The organism is Bradyrhizobium sp. SZCCHNR2028 (assembly GCF_032380995.1).
GTDB lineage: Bacteria > Pseudomonadota > Alphaproteobacteria > Rhizobiales > Xanthobacteraceae > Bradyrhizobium.
In genome coordinates, this window is record NZ_JAUHJF010000002.1 from 474398 (window position 1) to 498769 (window position 24372).

Here is a 24372-nt window from a genome sequence, read left to right on the forward strand (position 1 = left end):
CGCATGGACGAGATCCATGCGCCGGAAGCAGGTGCCTAGCTCACTGCTGCGGGAGCGAGAACACGGTGAGCGCGCCGCCCAGGGCGGTGTAGTTGCTCAGCGCTGCGTAGCCGCCGACCGCACCGAGACCGGCGGTCGGATCCGTCAGGCCCGCCGCGAGACCGATGCCGGCCCAGCCACCGACACCCGAGAGCACGGCGACATACTGCTTGCCGCCTGCCTCGTAGGTCGTGACGTTGCCGATGATGCCGGACGGAGTCTTGAACTTGTAGAGCTCCTTGCCCGTCTTGGCATCGACCGCCTTGAGGTAGCCTTCGAGCGTTCCGTAGAACACCACGCCGCCGGCCGTTGCGAGCGCACCCGACCACACCGAGAACGGCTCCTTGTTCGACCAGGCGATCTTGCCGGTCTTGCCGTCCCAGGCGATGAAGTTGCCCATATGGGTCTCACCCGCCGGCGGATACATCGACAGCGTCGCGCCGACATAGGGCTGACCTGCGGTGTAGCTCACCTTGAAGGGCTCGTAGTCCATGCAGACATGGTTGGTCGGTACGTAGAACAGCTGCGTGTCCGGCGAGTATGCGGCCGGCTGTTCATCCTTGGTGCCGAGCGCCGCCGGGCAGATGCCCTTGGTGTTGACGTCTTCACCCTGCTTGTCGGTCGAGTATTGATCGACGACCTTCGGACGGCCGTAGGTCGGCGAGTTCTTGTCCATGTCGACGCCGGTGGTCCAGTTCACCTTCGGGTCGAACTTTTCGGCGACGAGGAGCTCGCCGCTGGCACGGTCGAGCGTATAGCCGAGGCCGTTACGATCGAAGTGCGTGAGCAGCTTGCGCGGCTGACCGTTGATCGACTGGTCCGACAGGATCATCTCATTGACGCCGTCATAGTCCCACTCGTCGTGGGGCGTCATCTGATAGACCCATTTCGCGACGCCGGTGTCGGCGTGGCGGGCGAAGATCGTCATCGACCACTTGTTGTCGCCGGGACGCTGCTTCGGGTTCCAGGTCGAGGGATTGCCCGACCCGTAATAGACCATGTCGAGCTGCGGATCGTAGGAGATCCAGCCCCAGGTGCAGCCGCCGCCGGTCTTCCACTGATCGCCTTGCCAAGTCTTCAGGCTCGAGTCCTTGCCGACCGGCTTGCCGAGCGCGGTGGTGTTGGCATCGAACAGGATCTGGTCATCCGGACCTTCGGAATAGGCCTTCCAGACCTGCTTGCCGCTCTTGATGTCGTAAGCGGTCATGCTGCACTGGACGCCGAACTCGCCGCCGGACGTGCCGACCAGGACCTTGTCCTTCACCACCAGCGGCGCCGAGGTGCCGGTCTGGCCCTTGGTCGGATCGCCGTTGACGGCGGTCCAGACATGCTGGCCGGTCTTGGCGTCGATCGCCACCAGCTTGTCGTCGGCCTGATGCAGGAAGATCTTGCCGTCACCATAGGCGACGCCGCGGTTGACCGTGTCGCAGCACATCACCGGAATGACGTTCGGGTCCTGCTTGGGCTCGTACTTCCAGACGATCTTGTTGTCCTGCGCGAGATCGAGCGCATACACCTTGTTCGGGAACGGCGTATGCACATACATCAGGTTGCCGATGATGAGCGGTCCGCCTTCATGGCCGCGCAGCACGCCGGTGGAGAAGGTCCACGCGACCTGCAGCTTGCCGACGTTCTGGGCGGTGATCTGGTTGAGCTTGGAGTAACGCGTATTGGCGTAGTCTCCCGCCGGCATCACCCAGTCCTTCGGGTTGGCCGACATCTTGACCAGCTCTTCACTGGCCCACGCGCCACCCGCGGCAAGCGCCGCGACTGACGTCAGACATGTTGCGAGTAGCACTCTTCGCATCGTCTTTCCTCCCGGGTTCAACTGAGGTTCCGCATCACGCGGCCCAGTATTCGTTTTCGGCATCATTGATTATCCACTTCCCAACCGGGAAACTTGCCCAAAAGAGAAAAGAGCTTGCTCAAGAGTGAAGCGAATAGAAGTTTTTGAAGGAGATTTTGCTTTGCTGGTCCGCAACATGAGGGCCACTCTTGCTGCGCAGCATCAATTTGCAGCATCGCGGTTCCACCGAGGGTTGACGTTTCCCTTGACCTTACAGAGATGAAGGCGGAGGATCAGGCAGGGCGCGTTATGGAACGAGTGCGCCGCGAAAGAGCCGCAGCCTTAAAATGGGAGCAATCTTGCTGCAGTCTCGTTCGCCGTCCTGCGGCGGACCCGTTGCGTTTCGATCATGAATCGGTGGATGAAACATGTCCGATACGATCCGCTCGCTTAATACTTCGGGCTTCTCGCCGAAGAGCCAGATCCAGCGTTGGTCAGATGCACTGACCGACCTGTGCGGACGTTTCGATGTCGATCCGCTGGAGGGGGCCTCATTCGAGGGGCGCATCAATTTCACGACGGTGTCGCGCCTGAAGCTCTGCCAGATCGAGGCCAGCCAGCACCGCATTGCGCATTCCTATGCGCGTGCGCAAAAGGCGGCACATCCCTACATCAAGATCTTGTTCCAGACCTATGGAACGTCCTATTTCGAGCAGGATGGCCGCCAGATCGAGATCGGCCCCGGCGATTGCCTCGCCTACGATGTGTCGTCGCCGCACACGATCATCAGCCCCGCGTTGACGCGCCATGACGTTGTCATCGTGCCCAAGGAGCTGTTGCAGGAGCGCGGTTTCCGGTCGGAGAAGATGCCGGCATACAAGCTGTCGGCGCGGAGCGGGACCGGCCGGATTGCGCATGACGTCACCCATGCCGCGTTCGACGAGGCGACCCGGCTGTCGCCCAACTCGGCGGCCAGCGTCGCCGAGTCGCTGATCGATCTGCTGCTGCTGCCGCTGCGCGAAGCCGATCGAATGCTGGACCGTGCGGGACCCGAGGCGGTCTATATCCGCGCTCAAGCCTTCATCCGCGAGCATCTGCGCGATCCCGATCTGTGCATCGATCAGATTTCGGCGGCCCTGGGTTGCACCAAGCGCTACCTTCACATGGTCTTCAGCGATCGTGGGATGACGGTCAGCGACTACATCTGGCGGGCCCGGCTTCAGCATTGCCGGCAGGAGCTGGAGACGCAGAGCGGCAAGACCATCACCGATGTCGCGTTCTCATGGGGCTTTTCGAGCTCGTCGCACTTCAGTCGCGTTTTCCGCAAATATTTCGGCGTCGTGCCATCGTCGGTTCACAAGACTGCGGCGCGCTGAGCGGTCGTGGAGCGACCGCGCTAGCGTGCGCCGCTCCGGATGATCCTCTGGAATGCATCGCCGAGAATCACCGGCTCGCGCGGCGGAAGATAGGTCAGTCCGGCGGACCGACCGAGATTCGCCAGGGCCCCGGAGCCGTCGAGCTCCGTCAATGCCTTGTCGACCGATGTGATGAGCTCGGCCGAACTGGCCAGCCCGACATAACCTCGGTTCACGCCGATCGGATAGCTGTAGCCCGACCCGCCGAGCTTGGTGTCGGGATGAGCCGCCCGATACGCATCGAAACGTCTGCTATCGAGCAGGGTCGCGTCGAACTTGCCCTGTTCGAGCGCGCCGAGCAGATCGTCCCGCGCCGGAATCAAATGAGTGATGTCGTCGATCAGCCGTCCCTTGTCGAACGTCATCAGGATGGCATCCGCCAACGTGCCGCTCTCGATTGCCAGCCGCAGCCCGGCCAGATCGCCGATGTCGGTAATCGGACGCGGTTTCGCGGAAGGTCCGAGAACGACGGTCAGTGTTGAGAACATATACGGCTTGCTCGGCATCAGCGTGCCGAGCGGAACACGGCGGCGGCGGTCGTCGCGCGTGGCGCCATCGAAGTCCGGCAGCTTGGCCGTCTTGACGCCCGGCGCGACCAAGCCGTCCTGCGTGAACGCATAGCTGCCGAGCAACGAACAGCGTCCGTCCGATAGCAGTGCATTCGCCTCCAGCGCTGGACTGGAATCTTCGTCCAATTTGCTTTCGTACCACTGGATCTCGAGCTTCCTGCCGAGGCGATCGGCGATCGCCTGACCGAGCAGGACATCGAAGCCGCCGCCGGGCTTGCCACGATGATGGACCGAGAGCGGCGGAAGATTTTCGTCGAGGCAGATGCGCAGCACGTCGTCAGCGGCTGAAGCCGCTGACGACACCGTCGAAATCATCAAGGCGGCCAACCAACAGCAGAGATGGCGCATCATTGCGCTCTCCGGCTCGAAACGTAGGCCCACAGCGCGGTGATCTCGTCATCGCTGAGAATATCGCCCCAGGGCGGCATGCGGCCGTTCTTGCCCTGCTTCACCGTGGTGACGAAACGAGGCTGGTCATCGGGAAACCGGCGCAGGTCGGGCGTCACAGTGCCGGAGTTCACCATGTTGGGCCCGTGGCAGTGCGAGCACTTCTGAGCGAACGTCGTCTTGCCGAGGTCGACCTGGCTGTGTGCAGCGCTGCCATCTTGTTGTTGGGCGAGGGCGGTCGTCGATGGCACGGCCAAAGTCGCCATGACGGCGGCGAAGGCCGCCGCCGTTCTCATGAACATGGTCTGTCTCACGGGCGATCCGCACTCAATTCTTGACCGCGAAGACCCACAACGAGCCGCCTGCCGGAACGTTGGCGAGGCGCTCGTCACCGGAGAACAGCGAGTAGACGCCGCCGTAGCCGGAGGTGACAGCGACATACTGCACGCCGTCCTGCTGCCAGGTGACGGGCTGGCCCTCGATGCCGGAGCCGGTCTGGAACTGCCACAGCTTCTTGCCGCTGTCGGCGTCGAAAGCTTCGAACTCGCCGGTCAGCTTGCCCGAGAACACCACGCCGCCTGCCGTGGACAGCACGCCGGAGAAGCGCGGGATGTCGCTCGGCTGCTCCCACTTGGTCTTGCCGGTCATCGGATCGATGGCCTTGAGCTGACCGCGCGGCCCTTCCGGCCAATCCCACAGATCCGTCAGGTCCATGCCGAGGTACCACTCGCCGGCCTTGTAGGTCGCAGGCTCGGTCTTGTAGTGACCGCCGAACACGAGCGTATTGGCATAGGCCAATCCCGTTTGCGGATTGAACGACATCGGTTCCCAGTTCTTGCCGCCGAGAATCGACGGATAGACCGTGACCTTCTTGCCCTCGCGCGCATCACGCGTCACGTCGGTCTCGACCGGCTTCCCGGTCTTCAGGTCGATGCTGGAGGCCCAGTTCACCTTCACATAGGGGTTGGCCGCGAGCAGCTTCCCATTGGTGCGATCGAGCACGTAGAAGAAGCCATTGCGGTTGGCGTTCATCAGCACCTTGGTCGGCTTGCCCTCGACGTTCATGTCGGCGAGCACCATCTCCGCGACCGCGTCGTAGTCGAACGGATTGTTCGGCGAGAACTGGAAGTGCCACTTCATCTTGCCGGTCTTCGGATCGAGCGCGAGCACCGAGCAGGTGTAGAGGTTGTCGCCCGGGCGCACCGCCGCGTTGAACGGTCCGGGATTACCGACGCCCCAGAACACGGTGTTCTGCTCGGGATCGTAGGAGCCGGTGATCCAGGTCGAGCCGCCGCCCAGCTTCCAGGTGTCGCCCTTCCAGGTGTCGCCGCCGGGTTCATCCGGGCTCGGGACCGTGTGCGTGCGCCACAAATGCTTGCCCGTCGCGGGATCCCAACCATCGATGAAGCCGCGGGTGCCGAACTCGGCGCCGGAGATGCCCGTCAAAACGACGCCGTCGGCCACCAGCGGCGCGACGGTCATCGAGTAGCCTTCCTTGATATCGGCGGCTTTCTGGCGCCACAGCTCCTTGCCGGTTTTGGCATCGAGCGCAATCACGTTGGCATCGAGCGTCGTCCGGAACACCTTGCCGTCGTACAGTGCGGCGCCGCGATTGATGATGCCGCAGCAGACCACGCGCGGCGTCTCGGCGGGATAGTCGATCTTGCTCTTCCAGATCTGCTTGCCGGTCTTGGCGTCGACGGCCATCGTCGCATTGTGGGTCGTGACGTAGAGCACGCCCTGATAGACCAGCGGCTGCGATTCTTCACTGCGATCATCGGCGAAACTGTAGTTCCAGACCGGGACCAGGTTCTTGGCGTTGTCCTTGTTGATCTGGGTGAGCGGGCTGAACCGCTGCAGATTGTAGCCCATGCCGTAGTTGAGGACGTTTGCCGTATCAGTTGCACCCTTGACCAACTGATCGGCGCTCTGCGCGCTTGCACCATGTGATGCAAAAATGGCGAGGCCTGCGGCCAGCGCGATCCGCTTCATTCATTTTCCTCCGAGATTTTTATGCGCGCCTATCCTGACGCTGCGGGAACAACACTCCCCTCGAAATCAGGAACCGTCAATACGAAAAGGTGGCAACGACCCCCGTCTCATCGGGAAGCCCTCCTCGTTCGATTCGGACGGAGCAGCCAAGCCGTTGTCGCTGCTCGCTGATCGAGTTCGGCATGATGGCACCGCTCCTATGCTGCGTTGCGGCACGAACATTGCTTCACTGCATCATGCCGGGACAACAGAGGAGTAGGCGGATGAGACGAACCATCCTTTGGCTCGGCATGCTTTGTTGCCTTTGGGTGAGTGCGAGTGCGCGTGATCTCGGTCAGTGGGGAGCGGTCGATCCTGCATTGCGTCAATGGTACGAGGCGTTGATGCAGCCCGATGTCCCGACGGCATCATGCTGCGGTGAGGCTGACGCCTACTTTGCCGATGAGATCCATGTCCGCAACGGCAAGACCTATGTCATCATCACCGATGACCGTCCCGATGAGCCGCGTGGCCGTCCGCACATCGATGTCGGTACCGAAATCGAGGTCCCCGATCACAAGCTGAAGTGGGACAAGGGAAATCCGACGGGGCACGGCATCATCTTCCTGAGCCGCAATCGATATGTGTTCTGCTATGTGCAGCCGGGCGGTGCGTGAGCGAAGCTGCCGTCCCGCTCAGGGGGCACGTCCTACGAGGATTGAGGCGGAACGGCGTCCAGCCAGGTGGGTGGATTTTTGTTTCGTTCAATCGATCGCCAACCGCTGGGAAATGCTCCACGGTTGCGGAGCCTTGCGTTCCACCTGATGCGGTCCTAGCTTCGACGTCGGCGCGAGCAATGCGTCAGTCAATGATAGTCGAACTTGGGAGCTTGAAATGGCCTGGAAGACACCGAAGATCGTCGAAGTGCCGGTTGGCATGGAAATCAACATGTACGCCTGTGCGGCGCGCAAGTAGCGCGTAGCGGTCTGCCAAGCCACGAAGAGCAAAATTTGCTTCGGACTGGCTTGGCGGATCCATTCTGCAGACGACCCGCGAGATCGTCCCGGCGACCGGCCTCTCGGCCGATCGGGTATGACGGGCACACCGCCGAACGTTGGTGACGGCCTGAGGACCGTCCAAGGATCAAACGTCCTGCGTGTCGAAGATATACAGATCGACGCCGCCATCGGCGAAGTTGGGCAGATCGCCCGCCGCCGCCTTGCCTTCGGCAGAGCCCATTCCCGCCTGCAGCGCCTGCATCGAATCGAATACCAGGGTGGCAACGAGGTGGATGTTGGTGGCGCCCGCCGGCCCATTCACCGGGCCGCGGCTGATATCGTAGCTCTTCAGGCCGGGAATCTTCTTCGCCAGCGGCACGTGGACGTTCATGTAGTGTTTGTCGAATGCCTCGGCGCTCTTGGGGGTCTTGTAGAGTACGAGAACCTTGGGCATCTGCTTCCTCCGCATTCGCTCTTCTTGAGGTCGATCGACCGAGTCCATTGCAGCCGATCTGCCGGTTCGGATCAAGCGTCAGGGCCGGCTTGGCCCGGGGATGGTCGTTCCAGCATTGGTTCCGCTGGATAATTTGTTGCGCAAAGAGAAACTGATGCAGCCGGATGTCGTAGTTTCAGGTACGTTGCTTCAGGCTTATCGAAGGACAACGAGCCATGAGCCCCATCGATCTCGTCATCACCGTCTGCGCAGTCCTGTCTCCGGCCACCTGCGAGGAGCAGCATCTCGTTTTCGCAGATGGCGGCGCCTCTCTGCAGCAATGCGCGATGAAGGCGCCGCCCTACATCGCCCAGTGGATCGGCGAGCACCCGAAATGGACGGCGGTGCGGTGGCGCTGCGAATATCCGCACACTAACGACAAGGCCTGAGGCCGGCTTGGCCGTCGGCACGCTGGCTGCCTACTTCGTGCACTCCTTGAGGTCCTTGTCCGCGACCGAGATCACGGCGTCAGCCTTGATGTCGAGGCCGCGTACGACGCACTGCCGCTCGCCGGCATAGCTCACCTTGGCGTCGTAGCGCCCAGGCTCAATGCCGGTGAGCTTCAGCCGTTCGTCGTGATCGAGCTCCTTGTCCTTGTCGCTCAGCGTCTGGTTCGGACCCCAGTTGTTCTGGCCGGCCGGAGAGAGCTGAAAACCGGTCATCGTTGCGGTGGTCAGATTCCAGAGCCGGATGCCCTTACTTTGTGCGACGGCTGCGAGCGGCATGGCGAACAGAATGGTTGCCGTCACGGCGAGTCCGCGTTTCATGGCATTTCCCTGGGTTTCCGATGTCCTTTGATTGCCATGACTATGACACGGAAAAATCCAGTCGCGCCAGATCGGCCTTGGTCGCCGCAACGGTGTCGTTGTTGCGCTGCGCGCGCGGCAGGTCGATCGGGACGGCATGCAGCAGACGGGCGGGGCGCGAGGATAGCAGGAAGATCCGGTCGCCGAGCCGCGCCGCGTCGTCCATGCTGTGCGTGACCAGGAGCGTGATCATCGGCCTGTTGGCCACCAGCGTCGCAATCTCCTCGCGCAGCCGCGCGGCGAGCGCGTCGTCGAGCGAAGCCAGCGGCTCATCCAGGATGAGGAAATCCGGCTCGACCGCAAAGGCGCGCGCCAGCGCGACGCGGCGGGCCAGGCCGAGCGACAACTCGCCTGGAAAATGGCTGCGATGTCCCTCGAGCTCGAGCACGCCGAAGATCGCGGCCAGCCTGTCCTCGGCGACACCGGGCGCTGCCAGCCGGACGTTGTCCTCCACCGATCGCCACGGCAGCAGCCGCGGCTCCTGGAACACCATCGCCAGCCGGGCTCCCTCAGGCCGCGATACCTGGCCCTGATAGTCGTTGTCCAGACCGGCGAGGATCCGCAGCATCGTGCTCTTGCCGCACCCGGAGGGGCCGACGACGACGCCGACCTCGCCCCGCTGCAGCGCAAAAGCAATGCCCGCAATCACCTCCTGGCGCTTGCCATTGGCGCTGGTGTAGCTCTTGGACCTGATATCGACCTCAAGCCGCACGGAGCCGCCACCTCGATGCGCGCTGCTCGAACGGCTGGACGATGACGGCCTCGATCACCAGCACCACGGCAGCAAAGCTGAGCGAGTAGGCGAGCAGCAGCGGAATGTCGAACAGCTGGAAGGCGACGCCGATCTCGAAGCCGATGCCGTTGGGCCGTCCGAGCAGTTCGGCCACCAGCACGATCTTCCAGACCAATGAAAGGCCGGAGCGCGCGGCAGCCGCAATATAAGGTGCGAGCTGCGGCAGCAGGACGTGGCGGAGGATGCGTCCGCGCGAAAAGGAAAACACCTTGGCCATCTCGTCGAGCGATGGATCGAGCGCGCGGGCGCCTTCACGCAGGGTGACGACGGCCGTCGGCAGCTTGTTGATCGCGATCGCCGCGATCGCAGCGACCTCGGTGAGACCGGCCCAGATATAGGCGAGCACGATCACCACCAGCGCCGGCAGATTGAGCAGCAGGATCAGCCAGGGATCGCCGAGGCGGTTGGCGAGCTGGCTGCGCCCCATCAAAAAGCCGATTGCCGAGCCGAGTGCCATCGACAGAGTGAAGGCGAGGGCGACGCGGGCGAGCGTTGCGCCGAGATGCAGAAACAGCGCGCCGGACCGCGCCTCCGCCACCGCAACCGCAAGCACGGCCGATGGCAATGGCAGCTTGGCGCTGCCGGCGACAGCCGCGGCAATCCACCAGGTGGCGAGCAGAAGCGCAAAGGACAACAGCCGCAGCACTAATCCCTCGCATCCGCCCTGTAGTAGGTGCCGGGACTGAGCTCAGTCGCGGGGCCGACCAGATCGCGACCGCCGATCGAGGCGAGAACGCCGTAGAGAACGCGGGCGTCGGCCTCTTCCTCTGCCACCGGCCGGCGCGGAATACCTTCGCGATAGCGGTCGCGATAGGCGCGCAAGGTGGCGTCGTCCTGTGCGCCGGTCAGCGGGGCGATCGTTTGCCAGTCGGCGTCGGAAGTCGCCAGGATCTCCTTGGCCTTGGCCGTGACGGTTAGGAAGCGTGCGACGAGATCGCGATGCTTGGCGGCCCAGTCCTCGTCGAAGACATAGCCGATCATCGCGGTGCGGCCCTTGGCGCCGAATGGCGGCAGCAGGTCCTCGATGCCGGCAAGCCGGCGGAAGCCCTTGGCCTCCAGGGCCGCGCAGAAATTCCAGAAGTTCAAGCCCGCATCCATCTCGCCGTCGGCCAGCTTGGCGGCCAGCAGCGGCGGTGCCCCATAGGTGATGGTTGCCTGCGATTTCAGATCGACGCCGTCGCGCTTGAGCGTGGCCTGCAGCAGCAGCCAGCTCTTGTCGAGCGGGCCGCCGGCCACCGCGAGCTTGCGTCCCTTCAGATCGGCAAGCGTCTTGATCGGTGAGGTCGCCGGCACCATCACGGCGCCGAGCGCGCTCGAATAGGGATAGAAGGTCAGCTTGGCGCCGAGCGCACGCTCGCGCGACACCCACAGCCAGTCCGATACCATGATGTCGGCATTGCCGGCACGCAACGCGATCTTGCCGGCCTCCGGGCTCGCAAGCTCGACCGCATCGATCGCGATATCCGCCTGTTTGTCCAGCTGGCGGGCGCGGATCACGGCCAGCTCCCAGGCGAAGGTGCCGGTCTTCTGCACTGCAACCTTGACGGTCTCGGCGGCGCAGCATGCCGTAACCGGCAGCAGGGCGCAGGCGACAATCGCCATCAACAAACGACCGATCTGCGTCATGAGCCCGTCTGCATTTCCTCGAGATGTGTTCTTTTCAGCCTCATTCCCTTAGCATAGCTTCGGCTGCGATGCCGCGGAGGACTGTGATGCGTAGTGCTGTTCCGGTAGGACCGATTGTCGCCACCCTCATTGCCATGATCGCGCTGCGCGGGTCGGCTCACGCCGAGGATCTCAACGACTATCCGACCTCTGCGCGGGCCGAATATGTGTTCGGCTGCATGAAGGCCAATGGCGAGACCCGGGAGGCGATCGCGCAGTGCTCCTGCTCGATCGACGTGATCGCCTCGATCCTTCCCTATGAGCGCTACGTCACGGCCGAGACCGTCCTCAGCATGTCCCAGGTGCACAGCACTCTCGGCACCCAGTTCCGCACGTCCGAGCAGGCCGCCAACGCGCTGAACGATCTCCGTCGGGCGCAGGCCGAAGCCGAAGTGAGATGCTTCTGAAGCGCTGCCGCTCTGCCGCATCAAGTCCCTGAGCCGTCGGCCGGCCAGTCGTGCTCGAACACGTGGCCCTGCGTATCCTTCGCTTCCGCACGGAATTGCTTGGCGCCGTTCGACACGTAGGTGAAGCGGATATTGGGATCCTCCGAGATCGAGATGCCGCCTTCGACCGACAGCACCAGGCTGCCGTCCTGCGACAGCGTCAGCCGGTCGATGAAGAAGGCCGGAATGTAGAGCTGCGTCACCTGGTCCATCTGGAGCCCGGAATTGTTGGGATGCCCGACCATGACCTGCGCTTCGCGGATGCCGCTCGTGGCGCCGTCGCTGCTCTGCATGAACTGCCGGTAGCGCATCTGGCCGATGCGCGCCTTGGCCTCGTCCGGATTCTTCGCCGCCGGGGCCGAGCAGCCTCCGGAAGCCTTGACGAAGGTCTTGACCACATAGAGCTGGCCGTCGGTGAGCTCGGCCACCGCATGCACATCCGTGTAGTTGTTGACGCGGACCCGCGTCGAAATCGCGGTCACGTTGGCGTCCGCGCCGAGCGTAAACTTGGCCGCCATCGGCGCGGGATTCTGGTCGATCACCAGCGTGATGGTCTTGATGCGGCGCTCGTCGGCGGGCGACAGCTTGCTGCGCAGGGTGACCGGAACGACCGAGGCATCCTCGGCGCGCGTCGGCATCTCGATCGACAGCACATTGGTGCCGTCCTGCATCGCCTTGTTGTTGAAGATGTCCTGGACGAGTCCCGGCCAGGGATCGTAACCATCAGCGGCCTTCGCAGGTGCGAAGGCAAGCGCGAGGCATGCCCCGAGAAGCAGGGTGGACGGCAGGTGGAGCCGGATCATGGCGCAATCCTCCTCGGGCAGTCGGGTGAATTAACAATCATAGCGCGTTGCCGCCCTCATTCCCATTCCATTTCCGAGAATGCCGCCGTTGCGTTGCGGGCATTGTAGTCGTCGAACAGCTCCCATTTGCCGCGCTCCGATCCCGCGGCCCCAGCGGCGTCCGCGATCGGCCTGCCTGCCTTGATCAGCCCGCGAACGTCGTGGGCCAATATGTCGAGGTAGCGACGCTCGTCGCTGAGCGCCAGTGGCCACGGGCCGACAGGGCCATGGCCCGGGACGACGCGCTCGGCCGGGATGGTCGCGAGCGCGGCCATGTCGGCGATCCAGCCACGCAGGCTGCCATCCATCACCGGGATGTGACGCAGGAATACGAGATCGCCGGCGAACAAGATCCGGCTCCGGTCATCATAGACGGACAGGTCGCAGTCGCTATGCGCGGTGCTCCAGGCCTTGAGCGTGAGGGTACGGCCGCCGAGGTCGAGCATCATCTCGTCGTCCACGAGGATCGACGGGGCGACGAGACGGACCTCGTCGATCAGCTCGGCACCCATCAGGCGCCGGAACGCCTCGATGTAGTGCGGTCCGCGCAATGCAAGCGCGCGCGGCAGGTTCTTGGCGCCGACGAAGCGCGTGCCGTCGCCCTCGAATGCCGCGTTGCCGAATGCGTGATCCGGATGGGCGTGAGTGTTGACGACGTAGCGCACCGGCTTGGCGGTACGGGCGCGGATCGCTGCCAGCAGCGCGCGGCCTTCGCGGACGCTGCCGCCGGTGTCGATCACGGCGACCGCGTCGTTGCCGACGATGAAACCGACATTGGCGATGGCGCCCTCGTTCGCCGCGTTCATCAGCGCGGTCTGGCCGATGTGAACGAACACGCCGGGCGCGATCTCGCTGACCTCGAGTTCCGGCGGCATGGCAAGAGCGGCGCTGCCGAGCGCCAGCGCCCCCCAGGCGGTGATCGCGATGATCAATTGTCTCACCATCGGCTTGCCTTGCTCGCGTGAGAGGTGTGCGTCAGACGATGGACGTTGCGGTGCAGCAATGGGTCAACTCTTCGCGATGACGGCGGCTGTTGCACCGGAGCGGCCGGCGGCCTAGCATTTTCAAAAATACCGCGATGCGTTCGATAGGGATGGAAATACGGATGACGAAGCGTCACAAACTTGCCTGCTCGCTGGCCGTTGCCGCGGGGCTCACTCTGCTCGGACCGGCCGCCGCTTTCGCGCAGAGCAATGATGGCCTGGACCTGTCGATCGAGCTGGTCGATCCCAAGGTGCTCAGGGTCTGCGCCGATCCGCGTAACCTGCCGTTCTCGAACGAGAAGGGCGACGGCTTCGAGAACAAGCTGGCCGAGTTCTTTGCCGCCAAGCTGCAGAAGAAGGTGGACTACACGTTCTTCCCGCAGGCCACCGGATTCGTGCGCATGACGCTCGGCTCGCACCGTTGCGACGTGATCATGGGCTTTCCCCAAGGGGACGACCTGGTGCAGAGCACCAGTCCCTATTACCGGACGGCCTACGCGATCGTGACCAAGCCGGGCTCCGATCTCGCCGATGTGACGACGCTGGAGGATGCCAGGCTCAAGGGCAAGCACATCGGCATCGTGGCGGGCACGCCGCCGGCGACCAACATGGCGCTGGCCGGGCTGATGCCGACCGCAAAGCCCTATCCGCTGATGATCGACACCCGCGTCGATTCCTCGGCAGAGGCGATGATCAACGATCTGAAGTCCGGCGATATCGATGCCGGCGTGCTGTGGGGCCCGATGGCCGGGTACTACGCCAAGCAGGCGAGCCCGCAGCTGCACGTGACGCCGCTGGTGAAAGAGACCAGCGGACCGAAGCTGATCTATCGCATCGCCATGGGCGTCCGTGGCGCGGACCAGAACTGGCGCCGTCAGCTCAACAAGCTGATCCAGGAGAACCAGGGTGAGATCAACAAGATCCTGCTGGACTTCGGGGTGCCGCTGCTGGACGAGAGCAATCATCTGATCACCGCCGAGGCTGCGGCGAAGACATCGCCATGATCGTTCGGCTCGCCGCGGCGGCGTTGGCAGGCGTGCTGCTGATCGTCGCGGCGGTCCGAGCCGATGATCTCGTGCCGGAGCCGGACAGCTACCGGACCGAGAACTACCGCGCGCCGGTGCCGACGACCCTGGCCGGTGCACGCGTGCTGTCGACGCGGGAGACCGAGGCGATCTGGCGCGCGAAGTCCGCCGCCTTCGTCGACGTGCTGCCGCGCCCGCCCAAGCCGAAGAATCTGCCGGCAGGGACGGTGTGGCGCGAGCAGCCGCGCCTGGACATTCCCGGCAGCATGTGGCTGCCCGATACCGGCTATGGTGTGCTGGCGCCCCAGACTGAGGACTATCTGAGGCGCGGGCTGGCGCACGCGTCGGGCGGCGATCTCGGTCGTCTGCTCGTGTTCTACTGCCTCGAAGACTGCTGGATGTCGTGGAATGCCGCCAGGCGCGCGCTGACCTACGGCTATCGCAACGTCGCCTGGTATCCCGACGGGACCGACGGCTGGAGCCGCGCCGACCTGCCGCTGCAGCAGACGCAGCCTGAGCCGCGGCCTGAGGAGTGAGCGGGGAGGGCGGCGAGAGCGCATCAAAACAGCTACTCCATGTCCTGCTGGATCTCCCGGGCCAGCGCGAACAGGCGCTGGTCGATTGCGGTCGGCACCTCGCAGACGAACTTCATCACGCGACGCCGATCCTCGAAGATGCGCGTCTCCCAGTTCAACTGGTTGGTCATTTCCTCGACCTTGGCCTGATCCGGCGCGGCGCTGCTCTGCATCTCCTGCAGCTTGATCGTGTCGCCGCGCACTTTGTCGACGGCCTCGCGCTGCTTGCGCATGACGCGCTCGAGGCCGTTCATGACCGATGTCCGCTGCGCGTTCAGCGTGTCGAACAGCCCGACGAACAGCAGCTTGCCCTTGCGTGTCTTCTCCTCGGCCGTACCGGTGAGGAAATCGGCGGCGTCCTTCTGGGCCTGCTCCAGCGGGATACGGCGCGCGGCAAGCTTGGCGACGAGCTCGGCCACCTTCGCATCGTCCTTCCAGCTCGCGCCGACATCGTCGATCGGCGGGCCGGACCACACCGCCGCGATGGAGATTTCCGGCACCTTGGCCTGCGGGCAGGGCCAGTCCGGATAGCGCGGATCGGCGCCTTGCGCAGCACTGGCTGACGCAGCGATGGCGACGGCCGCCAGTATCGTTCTCAACCTCATGCCTCGCCTCCGGGACCACGCCTGACAAAACCCCGCGACGGATCATAGGCCAGGATCGCGCCGATCATGAATACGGCGGTGCAGCCGCCGACCACCGCGAGCGAAACCCAGTTCAGCTTGCCGTACAGCGCAAAGCGGATGAGCTCGACCGCGTGGGTGAAGGGGTTGGCTTCGCAGAGATAAGCCAGCCAGGGACTGCCTTCCTCGACCCGCCAGAGCGGGTAGAGCGCCGACGAGGCGAAGAACATCGGGAAGATCACGAAGTTCATGACGCCGGCGAAATTCTCGAGCTGCTTGATGCCGGAGGAAATCAGCATGCCCAGCGCGCCGAGCATCAGGCCGGACAGGATCAGCGCCGGCAGCACCGTCAGATAGCCCATCGGCGGCGGGGTGATGTCCCAGAACCAGGCGATGGCGAGAAACGCATAGACCTGCAGCACCGAGACGGCGGTGCCGGCGAGCAGCTTGCAGAACAGGAGATAGCCGCGCGGCAGCGGGCTCACCAGCAAGGTGCGCATGTTGCCCATCTCGCGATCATAGACCATCGACAGCGACGACTGCATGCCGTTGAACAACTGGATCATCGCCATCAGGCCGGGTGCGATATAGACCTCATAAAGGATGTAGGTCTCGTACGGCGGAATGATTGAGATACCCAGCACCTGGCGGAAGCCGGCGGCGAAGATGAACAGCCAGACCAGCGGCCGCACCAGCGCCGAGACAAAGCGCTCGCGCTGATGCAGGAAGCGCAGGCCCTCGCGCCAGACGATGCCGGTGAGGCAAGTGATGTATTCGCCGGCCGAGAAGCCGCTGCGTGTGGGTGGGGGGGCGTGCACGGTGGTGACGGTCATGGCTCGGAGCTCCGCGCCGGACTGGCCTGGGTCGTCAGCCGCGCGAACGCCGCGTTGACGTCGGTCGCACCGGCCTCGGCGATGACCTGCGGGACGGGCCCGCGCGCCAGCACGCGGCCTTGATGCAGCACCACGAGATCGTCGGTCGCCGCGATCTCGTCGAACAGATGCGTCGCCCAGAGCACGCCGATGCCCTGCTCGGCGACGAGTTGGCGGACATGGCCGACGATGTCGGCGCGCGCCTTGACGTCGAGGCCGACGGTGGCCTCGTCGAGCAGCAAGAGGCGCGGCCGGTGCAGCAGGGCGCGAGCAATCTCCAGCCGGCGCATCTGGCCGCCGGAGAGGTCGCGCACCTTGTTGCCGGCGCGGTCGGCGAGGCCGATCCGCGCCAGCAGCTCCTCGCTGCGCGCGCGGGCCTCGCGGCGGGCGATGCCGTGCAGCGCTGCGTGGTAGAGCAGGTTCTGGGTCAGCGACAGATCGAGATCGAGCGTGCGCGGCTGGAACACGACGCCGAGTAGCCGCAGCGCCTCGCCCGGCGTCCGGCCGATGTCATGGCCGAAAATGCCGATCTGGCCGGTCTGCACCGCGAACAGCCGCGTGATGAGCGAGAACAGCGTGCTCTTGCCGGCGCCGTTGAGGCCGAGCAGGGCGGTGAAGCTCGCAGGCTGGACGGCGAAGCTGACGTCGTTGAGCGCCTTGCGTGCGCCGTAGGAATGGCTGACGCCGGCGACCGACAGCGCGGGGACCCGCTCGGGCGCCGGCTGCGATGCAGAGCCTGTCGAGTCGAGAGCGGGTGCGTTTTGCGTCGTCATGGCTGTGCAATCGTGATGCCCCAGGGCAGCTCGCCGACCTGGATGGTCTTGATCACCTTCTGCGCGGCGACGTCGATCACCGAGACGTCGTTGGAGACGCCGTTGGTGACGAGCAGATATTTCTCGTCCGGTGTGAACTCCATGTGCCAGACGCGCTGGCCGACCAGGAGATACTTCTTCACCTCGTGGGTGGCGCCGTCGACGACGGCGACACGGTTGGCCGGGCCGAGCGCGACGAAGCCGGTCTTGCCGTCCTTGGTCAGGGCGATGCCGACCGGCTGGATCGCCTCGCTGCGCAGGCCGGGCACGGCGAACTTGATCTTGCCGGTGACCTCGCGCTTGGCCGGGTCGATGATCGAGACGGTGCCGCCAATCTCGGCCGAGACCCACAGCTCCGAGCCGTCACTCTTGAACTCGGCAAAGCGCGGCCGCGCATCGACCAGCACGTTGGCGACGATCTTGCGGGTTGCCGTGTCGATGAAATGCGCCATGTTGGTGGTTTCGGAGGTGCAGATCAGGATCTTGCCGTCCGGGCTGAGCATCATGCCCTCGGGCTCGACGCCGACCTGGACGTCGCCGATGCGGACGCGCTTCTCGAGGTCGAGCACCGTGACGGTGTTGTCGTTCTCGTTGGCGACATAGAGCGTCTTGCCGGCGGCGTCCTGCGCGAACAGCTCGGGATCGGGGCCGGAGGGCAGGGTATCCACCACCTCCATCTTCTTGGCATCGATCACCTGAATGGTGTCGTCATCGCCGACCGCGACCATCACGAACTTGCCGTCGCGCGTGAACGCGATGCCGCGCGGCCGCTGGCCGACCTTGATGGTCTTGGTGACCGTCCAGGTGTCGGTGTCGATGACGGAGACGGTGTTGCCTTTTTCGTTGGAGACGAAGGCGACGTAGGCGGAGGCGGGGGCTGCATGGGCCATGACGAGTGCGGCGATGAGCAGGCTGACTGCTGTGCCGAAGCGCTTGCAAAGCTGCGATCGCCCTTCGGGACGCGCGTGTGCGGAAGGCTCCACACCAGCACGCATGTCGGCCCGGCATGTCGGACTAGGCATTCTCATCAGCATGGTTCGATCCGACATCATTGCAGCTTGCACTTGGTTTCGGGGCGGTCGATACCGAGGGTGTCGAGTTCGGAGACCTGGTGCAGGAAGCCCTCCTGCGGGGAGACCGAGACGATCATGCGGCCGTCGGCTAAGAGGATCGGCTGGCGGAGCTGCAGGTTCCAGTCGCGCAGCGAGAGGCGGGTGCCCTTGAAGGCGGCGATCGTGAAGTTCTGGCTCTTGAGGTAGTCGGTCATCGTCTTGGCGTCGCCGGAGTTGGTGCGCGAGGCGACCTCGCCGACCATGCGCACGGCCATCCAGGCCTGCATGTCCAAGGCGTCCATGCGGCGCGAGGCGAGCTTCATGAAGCGGTTCTGCAGCTGGGTGGCGCCCCATTGGTCCTGTGAAGGATCCCAACTGGTCGGACGCAGGCCAGCGGAGCCGGCGACGGGCCTCGCATCCCAGGTGCGATAGGGCAAATAGGAGGCGAACACCTCGCTCTCGTCGGCGGTGACCAGCACGTCATAGGCCGGCGCCTTCTGCGTGAACACCGGCATCTGGCGCTGGATCAAGGTCACACCGCTGTCGGTGCGGCGCGCGCCGCCGGTGTCCGCGAAGGTGCGCTCCTCGACGATCTTGGCGCCGAAGCGGGTGGCGGCGCGGCGCAGCGCGTCGGCGAACAGTCTGTCGTTGTCGTGCGAACCGGTGACGAGCAGCCAGCGCTTCCACTGCTTCCAGACCAGATATTGCGCCAGGCCGTCGGCCAGCATCGAGCGCGTCGGTGCGACATGGATGACGTTGGCGCGGCAGTCCTGCTCGCGCAGCCGGTCGTCGGTGGCGCCGACATTGAGCAGGGTGACGCCGCGGCCCCGCAACGCATCTGCGACCTTCAGCAGCGCATCTGCCGGCAGGTCCACGAGGACGAATCCCGTCTTGCCGGCGAGCTCATTGGCGGCCTGCGCGGCGTCCTCGTCATCCTTGACGCGGCGGTCGATCAAAGTGAAGCGCTGGTTGAGGAACTTGCCGGTGGTGTTGTTGTCCTCGATCGCGAGCTTCGCGCCGGCCACGCCATCATCGGCCGCAGGCTGGTCGAGCGGCGACAAGGTCTGCCGCACGTTGGCGCGGCCGAGATAGCCGATCGCGATGTCAACCGGATCCGCCGCGCTGGCGGCAGTTGCGGCGGCGATGAGGCCGATCGCGCCCATCAGAGATCGGGCCAGAACTCCCAGGACCACATGTCCTCCCATTGTTCCCTCGTCCTTGTCCGGCGAGGTTTCGTCTTGCAAGATGAACGAATTGGCCTAGCTTTCAACCCCACTTTTGGCCGCTGTCGCGTCATTTCGGATCACGACCTTGAAACCTGCCGTTCTCCCCGCGTTCCTGATCCTGATGTCTGCGACATCAGTGCATGCCGAGCCGACCAAGGTGGCGGTGTTCGACTTCGAGCTGATCGACACCAGCCTGCAGGGCGAGGTGCAGGGCCCGCGCCAGGACGAGCAGAACAGGCTGGCGCATGCGGCCGAGCAACTGCGCGCGGCGCTGCAGGACTCCGGACGTTTTCGCGTGCTCGACATCGCTTCCATTAACGATGCGGCGCACCACAGCAATCTGCAGGCCTGCGGCGGCTGCGACGTCAAGCTCGCGGGCGACATCGGCGCCGATCTCGCCATCACCGGGACGGTGCAGAAGGTCTCCAATCTCATCCTCAACATGAACATCTATCTGCGCGACGTTCACACCGGCAAGCCGGTCGCGGCGATGACTGCGGATATGCGCGGCAACACCGACGAATCCTGGACGCGCACCATGGCTTGGCTCGTCCGCAACCGCCTGCTGGCGCCGAACTACGGTGCGCCGCAGGCGCAGTAGCCGACGAGATATGACGGTGCATTCTCGCGGCGGATGACGCCCGAGCTTTGCGTGCCGGTCGCCCCTTGGAAAACAAGAGGCGCAGGGAAGGCCGGGAGCCTGCCGCCCCCATGGCCCGCCTGCAGAAAGAAATGCAGGCGGCAGGTACCACAGGTTCGGCTGGGACATCCCGGCCCTCCCTGCGCGGATGGTCTTAACGGTTGCTTCGCGTTCTCCCCGGTGCGCCGGGCTTTCTGGTCACCGTGCGCGACGACGCGCTGTGAGCACGCCGCCGCGGAGGCATCAGCATCGGGATGCCAGGACCACGCGACTTGGCCATACGCCGTGACGCGTTCGTCCGCACGCTCTCACGGGGCATGTGATGCCCTGAGCATGCTGCGCGCCGCCGGCGTCCACCGCATCCCACCTCCACGTTCGTGACGACCGCGATACGCCCTCTCGACGAGGCGGGATGGGGCTAAACAATCACGATTTCCGGAAAAACGAAAGTGAAATTTTTGTCGCCGCCGGGCTGGACGCTGGGATCGCCTTGTGGCGCCGAGCGAAATCCGCCTCGTCGCGCACGTGGAATCCGGGCGCCGGGGAGACAAAATCGCCTCGATGGGCGCGTCATCGCACCCGTCGGGCAAATCACGTCCGCGGCTGATATCAGCGGCCGAGCCGCGCGGCGTGCCAGCGCAGGTGATCGGCCATGTAGGTCGAGATGAAGTAGTAGCTGTGGTCGTAGCCTTCCTGCTTGCGCAGCAAGAGCGGGATGTTCGCTTTCTCGCACGCCGCCTTCAGCAGCTCCGGGCGCAACTGCTGGGTCAGGAACTGATCGGCGGTGCCGACATCTACCAGCAGGTCGGAGACGCGCGCGCCGTCCTCGATCAGCGCCACCGCATCGTGCTTGCGCCACGCCGCCTTGTCGGCGCCGAGATAGCCGCCCAGGGCCTTCTCGCCCCACGGCACCTGCGAGGGCGCGACGATCGGCGAGAACGCGCTGGCCGCGCGGTAGCGGTCCGGGTTGCGCAGCGCCACGGTGAGCGCGCCATGGCCGCCCATCGAGTGGCCCATCACCGACTGCCGGCGCGGGTCGACCGGGAAGTTCGCCGCGACCACGCTCGGTAGCTCCTCGGTGACGTAGCTCCACATCCGGTAGTTCTTCGCGAACGGTGCCTCGGTCGCGTCGACATAGAAGCCGGCGCCGAGGCCGAAATCATAGGCATTGTTGGGATCGCCCGGCACGCCGTCGCCGCGCGGCGAGGTGTCGGGCGCCACGAAGACCAGGCCGAGCTCGGCGCAGGCGGCACGAAACTCGCCCTTCTCGGTGACGTTGGCGTGGGTGCAGGTCAGGCCGGAGAGATACCAGACGACCGGCAGCTTCGCGCCGTCGGCATGCGGCGGCACGAACACCGAGAACGTCATCTCGGTCTTGGTCTCCTGGCTGGCGTGGCGGTAGACGCCCTGGACGCCGCCATGGGATTTGTTCTGGGAGACGGTCGTGAGGGTCATGGGATCACCTGTTCGGCAATGATGTCGGGCCGCTGGCGCGCGTGCCGCCAACGCGTGTCAAGCTGCGTCGTTCAATCGGGGCGAGTCAAGCGACGCCGTTCTCGATCGCCAAACGCACCAACTCGCCGGATGTTCGCACGCCGAGCTTCTGGCGGATGATCGAGGAGGTGTTGGCGACGGTCTTGTAGGACGAGTGGATCAGCCAGGCAATCTCGGACAGGCTCTTGCCGGCGCTGAGCAGGCGGAGGATCTCGAGCTCGCGCGAGGTCAGCTTCGCCAGCGGGCTCTGCGCGACCGCGGCGCCCGCGAAGGCGATGCTGCGGGCGATCGCCGGCGGCAGATAGCTGCCGCCGCGCGCGACCTCGCGGATCGCCTCGGCGAGATCGTTCGGGTCGCCGCTCTTGGAGACGTAGCCCTTGGCGCCGATGTCGATGGCGCGCGCCGCGAACACCGGATCGTCGTTCATGCTGAACATGATCAGCCGGGCATTGGCATCGTGGGCGAGGATGCGCCGCGCCAGCTCGAAGCCGGAGACGGTCGGCAGGTTGATGTCGACGACGCAGACGTCCGGCCGGCGCGCGATGAAGCTGGCTTCGCCGCTCTCGGCATCGGCGGCTTCGAGCAGCTCGAGGTCCGGATCGGTCGAGAGCAGGGCCCGGCAGCCTGATGCCACAATGGGATGGTCATCGACGATCAGTACGCGCATGGCCTTGGGGTCCCGGACTTCCAACTCGCGTCATTGTTGCGATGCATCATGGATGCATGCTGCGCGGTCTGGCATCATGTTGCAATTAGATCGCCGGCGGATTTGTCTGTCAATGTGAGGACGCGTGAAACCCGGTGGCTTTGAGGCGGAGAGAATGTGGCAGAATTGGTCGTTGCGGACCCGCATCAACGTGCTGCTGGCGCTGCTGCTGACGCTGGGCCTCGCCATCAACATCGGCCGTCTCGTGCTGGAGGCGGCGCCGCGCGTGCTGGCCGAGGACCAGAGCGTCATCCGCCTGACACGGGCCTTCGTCGAGACCATCATGGACGAGGTCAATGACGCGCCCGATCCGGACGCGCGCCTCGATCGGATCGTCGGCGATCTCCGACAGCTTCGTCACGTCAGCGTGAGACGGCAGGGAATGCCGGCGCAGACTCCGCCCTCTCCGGGCGTCGGCCGCGCGGCGCCGGCGTGGTTCATCGCACTGGTGCATCCCGACAAGACCTCGGTCAGCATGCCGGTCATCGTCGCCGGCCGGAGCGACACGCTGGTGATCACGTCGCATCCCGACGACGAGATCGCGGAAATCTGGGACGGCATCGTCACCCAGCTCGTCGTCGGCTCGCTGGTCGGGCTGGCCTTGTTCGCGATCACCATGCTCGTGGTCGGCCGCGCGCTGGCGCCGCTGGCGGATCTATCGGAGGCGATGAGCCGGATCGAGGCCGGCGCCTATGATACCCGCGTCAAGCCGGGCGGCGCGCCCGAGCTCGCGGCGCTCTGCGCCAAGCTCAACCATCTCGCCGGCGCGCTCGGCGAGGCGGTGGAGGAGAAGCGCCGTCTGGCCGAGCGCACGGTGTCGTTGCAGGACCACGAGCGCAAGGAGATCGCGCGCGAGCTGCATGACGAGTTCGGGCCGCATCTGTTCGCGCTGCGCGCCCATGCCAGTGCGCTGATGCGGCTGCCGGAGGCTGCGACGCTCGACGTCGCGGCGATGCGCCGGCACGGCCAGGCGATCCTCGACCAGGTCAACGCCGTGCAGCAGTTCAACCGCCGCATCCTCGAGCGGCTGCGGCCCGTGGGTCTCGCCGAGCTGGGCTTGCGCGAGGCGCTCGGCGCATTGGTGCGGCTGTGGCAGGAGTCAAGGCCGGAGGTCGTGATCGAGACCAGGTTCACCGACATGGTCGTGCGTAGCAATGAGACGGCGGAGCTGACGATCTACCGGGTGGTGCAGGAAGCGCTGACCAACGTGTTCCGCCACGCCGAGGCCACCGCGGTCGACGTCACCATCGAGCCGCTGCAGCAGACGACGGCCGGCCACCGCCGCAGCTACACGCGGGTGCGCGTCCGCGACGACGGCCGCGGATTCAGTCCGGAGCACAAGCTCGGCTTCGGCCTCACCGGCATGCGCGAGCGGCTGCTGGCGCTCGGCGGCACGCTGACGGTAGCCTCCACCGGCACGGGCGTCACGATCGAGGCCATGGTGCCGGCCGACGCGGCGTGAGTTCGGCCGCTAGGAACCAACCACCGGACGCCGCATTCAACGAGCGACTTGCGATCCGCGTGAGCCGCAGCCCGGAGCACGCGCTGGTAGCTCGTGGTGATCAGATGACTAGAACCCTGCTCGCGCTGGGCAGCGCGGCCTTGTTGGCTGCGCTGTCGTTCAACGATGTCGTCTGATTACCACGCAAGGTCACGCCGTCGAGGCAGCCTCATGCGAGGGAGAACCATGGACCGGACCAGCGACACTGAACTTCAGGAGAGGATTCGCCGAGCTGCGCGTCGGGTGCGACGCGCGGCGACCGACGGTAAGCCGCTCATCCGATCGATCCGCTGGGGGGAGGCACGCGCCTGTCGCATTTGTCCGACATCCGACAGCGCGCGATGTGCCATGTCGTGCGCTGTGATCGCCTCAGGCCACCGACACCATCGCGCACGGCACGGGCTCGGCCTGCACCGGCCATACCGCCGCAGCAACCCTATCACCCTGCCGCTCATCGAGAATCCGCTTCACCGAGCGTGAGCAGAGGCCGCATTGGACCGTGCAGCCGAGACAATCATACACTTGCGCCGGCGAGCCGAAGGTGATGTCGGCCGCCGTGACGATGTTGCGAATGGCCGTGTCGCTGATGACGTTGCAGGAACAGATGATCATGGCTGTTGCTCGCTCCTGCAAACGATAAGCAACCGGGATGC

The 24372-nt window shown here is 64.9% G+C and carries 28 protein-coding genes; 9 read left to right on the forward strand and 19 right to left on the reverse strand.

The features are described from left to right. Positions 1 to 40 precede the first annotated feature (40 nt). Positions 41 to 1846, reverse strand: coding sequence for a lanthanide-dependent methanol dehydrogenase XoxF5 (xoxF5, locus tag QX121_RS05325; RefSeq protein ID WP_315741264.1), 1806 nt, complete (start codon positions 1844 to 1846; stop codon positions 41 to 43). A gap of 407 nt (positions 1847 to 2253) precedes the next feature. On the opposite strand from xoxF5, the gene QX121_RS05330 reads away from it, so the two are divergent. Next, positions 2254 to 3201 carry a helix-turn-helix domain-containing protein gene (locus QX121_RS05330; protein ID WP_315741265.1) on the forward strand — a complete coding sequence of 316 codons (948 nt, stop codon included), beginning with the start codon at positions 2254 to 2256 and terminating at the stop codon, positions 3199 to 3201. Between the two features lie 20 nt (positions 3202 to 3221). Here QX121_RS05330 and QX121_RS05335 read toward each other — a convergent pair whose 3' ends face one another. From QX121_RS05335 to QX121_RS05345, 3 genes are read right to left on the reverse strand one after another with little or no spacing between them, the layout of a single operon-like run. Next, the gene (locus tag QX121_RS05335; protein WP_409999313.1) at positions 3222 to 4160 is read right to left on the reverse strand and encodes a substrate-binding periplasmic protein; all 939 of its coding nucleotides are present in this window, start codon (positions 4158 to 4160) and stop codon (positions 3222 to 3224) included. Continuing rightward, a complete protein-coding gene (locus QX121_RS05340; RefSeq protein ID WP_315771598.1) occupies positions 4157 to 4498 on the reverse strand; it encodes a cytochrome c in 342 nt (113 codons plus the stop codon). Before QX121_RS05340 ends, QX121_RS05335 begins: the two co-directional genes overlap by 4 nt. 25 nt (positions 4499 to 4523) lie before the next feature. Continuing rightward, entirely contained in the window at positions 4524 to 6188 is a 1665-nt protein-coding gene (locus tag QX121_RS05345) for a methanol/ethanol family PQQ-dependent dehydrogenase (RefSeq protein ID WP_315741267.1), read from the reverse strand. 383 nt (positions 6189 to 6571) lie between these two features. Here QX121_RS05345 and QX121_RS05350 point away from each other — a divergent pair, with 383 nt between their 5' ends. Further along, entirely contained in the window at positions 6572 to 6844 is a 273-nt protein-coding gene (locus QX121_RS05350) for a hypothetical protein (protein ID WP_315741268.1), read from the forward strand. 217 nt (positions 6845 to 7061) lie between these two features. Continuing rightward, positions 7062 to 7142 (forward strand): pyrroloquinoline quinone precursor peptide PqqA, encoded by an 81-nt coding sequence (pqqA, locus tag QX121_RS05355; protein ID WP_009031067.1) that lies wholly within the window; start codon positions 7062 to 7064, stop codon positions 7140 to 7142. 168 nt (positions 7143 to 7310) lie between these two features. Here the strand turns inward: pqqA and QX121_RS05360 are convergent, their stop codons facing one another. Beyond that, the gene (locus QX121_RS05360) at positions 7311 to 7619 is read right to left on the reverse strand and encodes an EthD family reductase (RefSeq protein WP_315796444.1); all 309 of its coding nucleotides are present in this window, start codon (positions 7617 to 7619) and stop codon (positions 7311 to 7313) included. A gap of 215 nt (positions 7620 to 7834) precedes the next feature. Here QX121_RS05360 and QX121_RS05365 point away from each other — a divergent pair, with 215 nt between their 5' ends. Continuing rightward, positions 7835 to 8047 (forward strand): hypothetical protein, encoded by a 213-nt coding sequence (locus QX121_RS05365; RefSeq protein ID WP_315741270.1) that lies wholly within the window; start codon positions 7835 to 7837, stop codon positions 8045 to 8047. Between the two features lie 30 nt (positions 8048 to 8077). On the opposite strand, the gene QX121_RS05370 is transcribed toward QX121_RS05365, so the two are convergent. From QX121_RS05370 to QX121_RS05385, 4 genes are read right to left on the reverse strand one after another with little or no spacing between them, the layout of a single operon-like run. Next, positions 8078 to 8425, reverse strand: coding sequence for a hypothetical protein (locus QX121_RS05370; RefSeq protein WP_315756261.1), 348 nt, complete (start codon positions 8423 to 8425; stop codon positions 8078 to 8080). Positions 8426 to 8465: 40 nt separating this feature from the next. Further along, positions 8466 to 9176, reverse strand: coding sequence for an ABC transporter ATP-binding protein (locus QX121_RS05375; RefSeq protein ID WP_315756260.1), 711 nt, complete (start codon positions 9174 to 9176; stop codon positions 8466 to 8468). Then, on the reverse strand, positions 9166 to 9903 hold the full coding sequence (locus tag QX121_RS05380) for an ABC transporter permease (RefSeq protein WP_315811363.1): 738 nt from the start codon (positions 9901 to 9903) through the stop codon (positions 9166 to 9168). Before QX121_RS05380 ends, QX121_RS05375 begins: the two co-directional genes overlap by 11 nt. Continuing rightward, complete coding sequence (locus QX121_RS05385; protein ID WP_315811364.1) at positions 9903 to 10883, reverse strand: ABC transporter substrate-binding protein; 981 nt, start codon at positions 10881 to 10883, stop codon at positions 9903 to 9905. Before QX121_RS05385 ends, QX121_RS05380 begins: the two co-directional genes overlap by 1 nt. 86 nt (positions 10884 to 10969) lie before the next feature. On the opposite strand from QX121_RS05385, the gene QX121_RS05390 reads away from it, so the two are divergent. Beyond that, positions 10970 to 11329, forward strand: coding sequence for a hypothetical protein (locus QX121_RS05390; protein WP_315811365.1), 360 nt, complete (start codon positions 10970 to 10972; stop codon positions 11327 to 11329). A gap of 20 nt (positions 11330 to 11349) precedes the next feature. On the opposite strand, the gene QX121_RS05395 is transcribed toward QX121_RS05390, so the two are convergent. Both QX121_RS05395 and QX121_RS05400 read right to left on the reverse strand, forming a co-directional pair. Continuing rightward, a complete protein-coding gene (locus tag QX121_RS05395) occupies positions 11350 to 12171 on the reverse strand; it encodes a quinoprotein dehydrogenase-associated SoxYZ-like carrier (RefSeq protein ID WP_315811366.1) in 822 nt (273 codons plus the stop codon). Positions 12172 to 12227: 56 nt separating this feature from the next. After that, positions 12228 to 13154 carry a quinoprotein relay system zinc metallohydrolase 2 gene (locus tag QX121_RS05400; RefSeq protein WP_315811367.1) on the reverse strand — a complete coding sequence of 309 codons (927 nt, stop codon included), beginning with the start codon at positions 13152 to 13154 and terminating at the stop codon, positions 12228 to 12230. Between the two features lie 161 nt (positions 13155 to 13315). On the opposite strand from QX121_RS05400, the gene QX121_RS05405 reads away from it, so the two are divergent. Together QX121_RS05405 and QX121_RS05410 are read left to right on the forward strand one after the other, a co-directional pair. Next, positions 13316 to 14197 carry a substrate-binding domain-containing protein gene (locus QX121_RS05405; RefSeq protein ID WP_315811368.1) on the forward strand — a complete coding sequence of 294 codons (882 nt, stop codon included), beginning with the start codon at positions 13316 to 13318 and terminating at the stop codon, positions 14195 to 14197. Next, positions 14194 to 14754: a PQQ-dependent catabolism-associated CXXCW motif protein gene (locus QX121_RS05410; RefSeq protein WP_315811369.1), complete on the forward strand. Its 561-nt coding sequence runs from the start codon at positions 14194 to 14196 to the stop codon at positions 14752 to 14754. The genes QX121_RS05405 and QX121_RS05410 overlap by 4 nt, the downstream gene beginning before the upstream one ends. A gap of 32 nt (positions 14755 to 14786) precedes the next feature. On the opposite strand, the gene QX121_RS05415 is transcribed toward QX121_RS05410, so the two are convergent. The 5 genes from QX121_RS05415 to QX121_RS05435 form a co-directional block, all read right to left on the reverse strand. After that, positions 14787 to 15398: a hypothetical protein gene (locus tag QX121_RS05415; protein ID WP_315796451.1), complete on the reverse strand. Its 612-nt coding sequence runs from the start codon at positions 15396 to 15398 to the stop codon at positions 14787 to 14789. Further along, positions 15395 to 16249, reverse strand: a complete 855-nt coding sequence (locus QX121_RS05420; RefSeq protein WP_315741281.1) for an ABC transporter permease — start codon at positions 16247 to 16249, stop codon at positions 15395 to 15397. The genes QX121_RS05415 and QX121_RS05420 overlap by 4 nt, the downstream gene beginning before the upstream one ends. Beyond that, positions 16246 to 17061, reverse strand: a complete 816-nt coding sequence (locus tag QX121_RS05425; protein ID WP_315811370.1) for an ABC transporter ATP-binding protein — start codon at positions 17059 to 17061, stop codon at positions 16246 to 16248. Before QX121_RS05425 ends, QX121_RS05420 begins: the two co-directional genes overlap by 4 nt. Then, on the reverse strand, positions 17058 to 17990 hold the full coding sequence (locus QX121_RS05430; protein ID WP_315811371.1) for a YVTN family beta-propeller repeat protein: 933 nt from the start codon (positions 17988 to 17990) through the stop codon (positions 17058 to 17060). Before QX121_RS05430 ends, QX121_RS05425 begins: the two co-directional genes overlap by 4 nt. A 158-nt stretch (positions 17991 to 18148) precedes the next feature. Further along, positions 18149 to 19357: an ABC transporter substrate-binding protein gene (locus QX121_RS05435; RefSeq protein ID WP_315811372.1), complete on the reverse strand. Its 1209-nt coding sequence runs from the start codon at positions 19355 to 19357 to the stop codon at positions 18149 to 18151. 142 nt (positions 19358 to 19499) lie between these two features. On the opposite strand from QX121_RS05435, the gene QX121_RS05440 reads away from it, so the two are divergent. Further along, positions 19500 to 19979: a DUF3280 domain-containing protein gene (locus QX121_RS05440; RefSeq protein WP_315741287.1), complete on the forward strand. Its 480-nt coding sequence runs from the start codon at positions 19500 to 19502 to the stop codon at positions 19977 to 19979. Between the two features lie 648 nt (positions 19980 to 20627). Here QX121_RS05440 and fghA read toward each other — a convergent pair. Continuing rightward, positions 20628 to 21473, reverse strand: a complete 846-nt coding sequence (fghA, locus tag QX121_RS05445; protein ID WP_315811373.1) for an S-formylglutathione hydrolase — start codon at positions 21471 to 21473, stop codon at positions 20628 to 20630. An 85-nt stretch (positions 21474 to 21558) separates the two neighbouring features. After that, complete coding sequence (locus tag QX121_RS05450; protein ID WP_315713180.1) at positions 21559 to 22179, reverse strand: response regulator transcription factor; 621 nt, start codon at positions 22177 to 22179, stop codon at positions 21559 to 21561. A gap of 154 nt (positions 22180 to 22333) precedes the next feature. On the opposite strand from QX121_RS05450, the gene QX121_RS05455 reads away from it, so the two are divergent. Then, entirely contained in the window at positions 22334 to 23680 is a 1347-nt protein-coding gene (locus QX121_RS05455) for an ATP-binding protein (protein ID WP_315811374.1), read from the forward strand. 408 nt (positions 23681 to 24088) lie between these two features. On the opposite strand, the gene QX121_RS05460 is transcribed toward QX121_RS05455, so the two are convergent. Next, positions 24089 to 24331 carry a bacterioferritin-associated ferredoxin gene (locus QX121_RS05460; RefSeq protein ID WP_315811375.1) on the reverse strand — a complete coding sequence of 81 codons (243 nt, stop codon included), beginning with the start codon at positions 24329 to 24331 and terminating at the stop codon, positions 24089 to 24091. Positions 24332 to 24372: the final 41 nt, after the last annotated feature.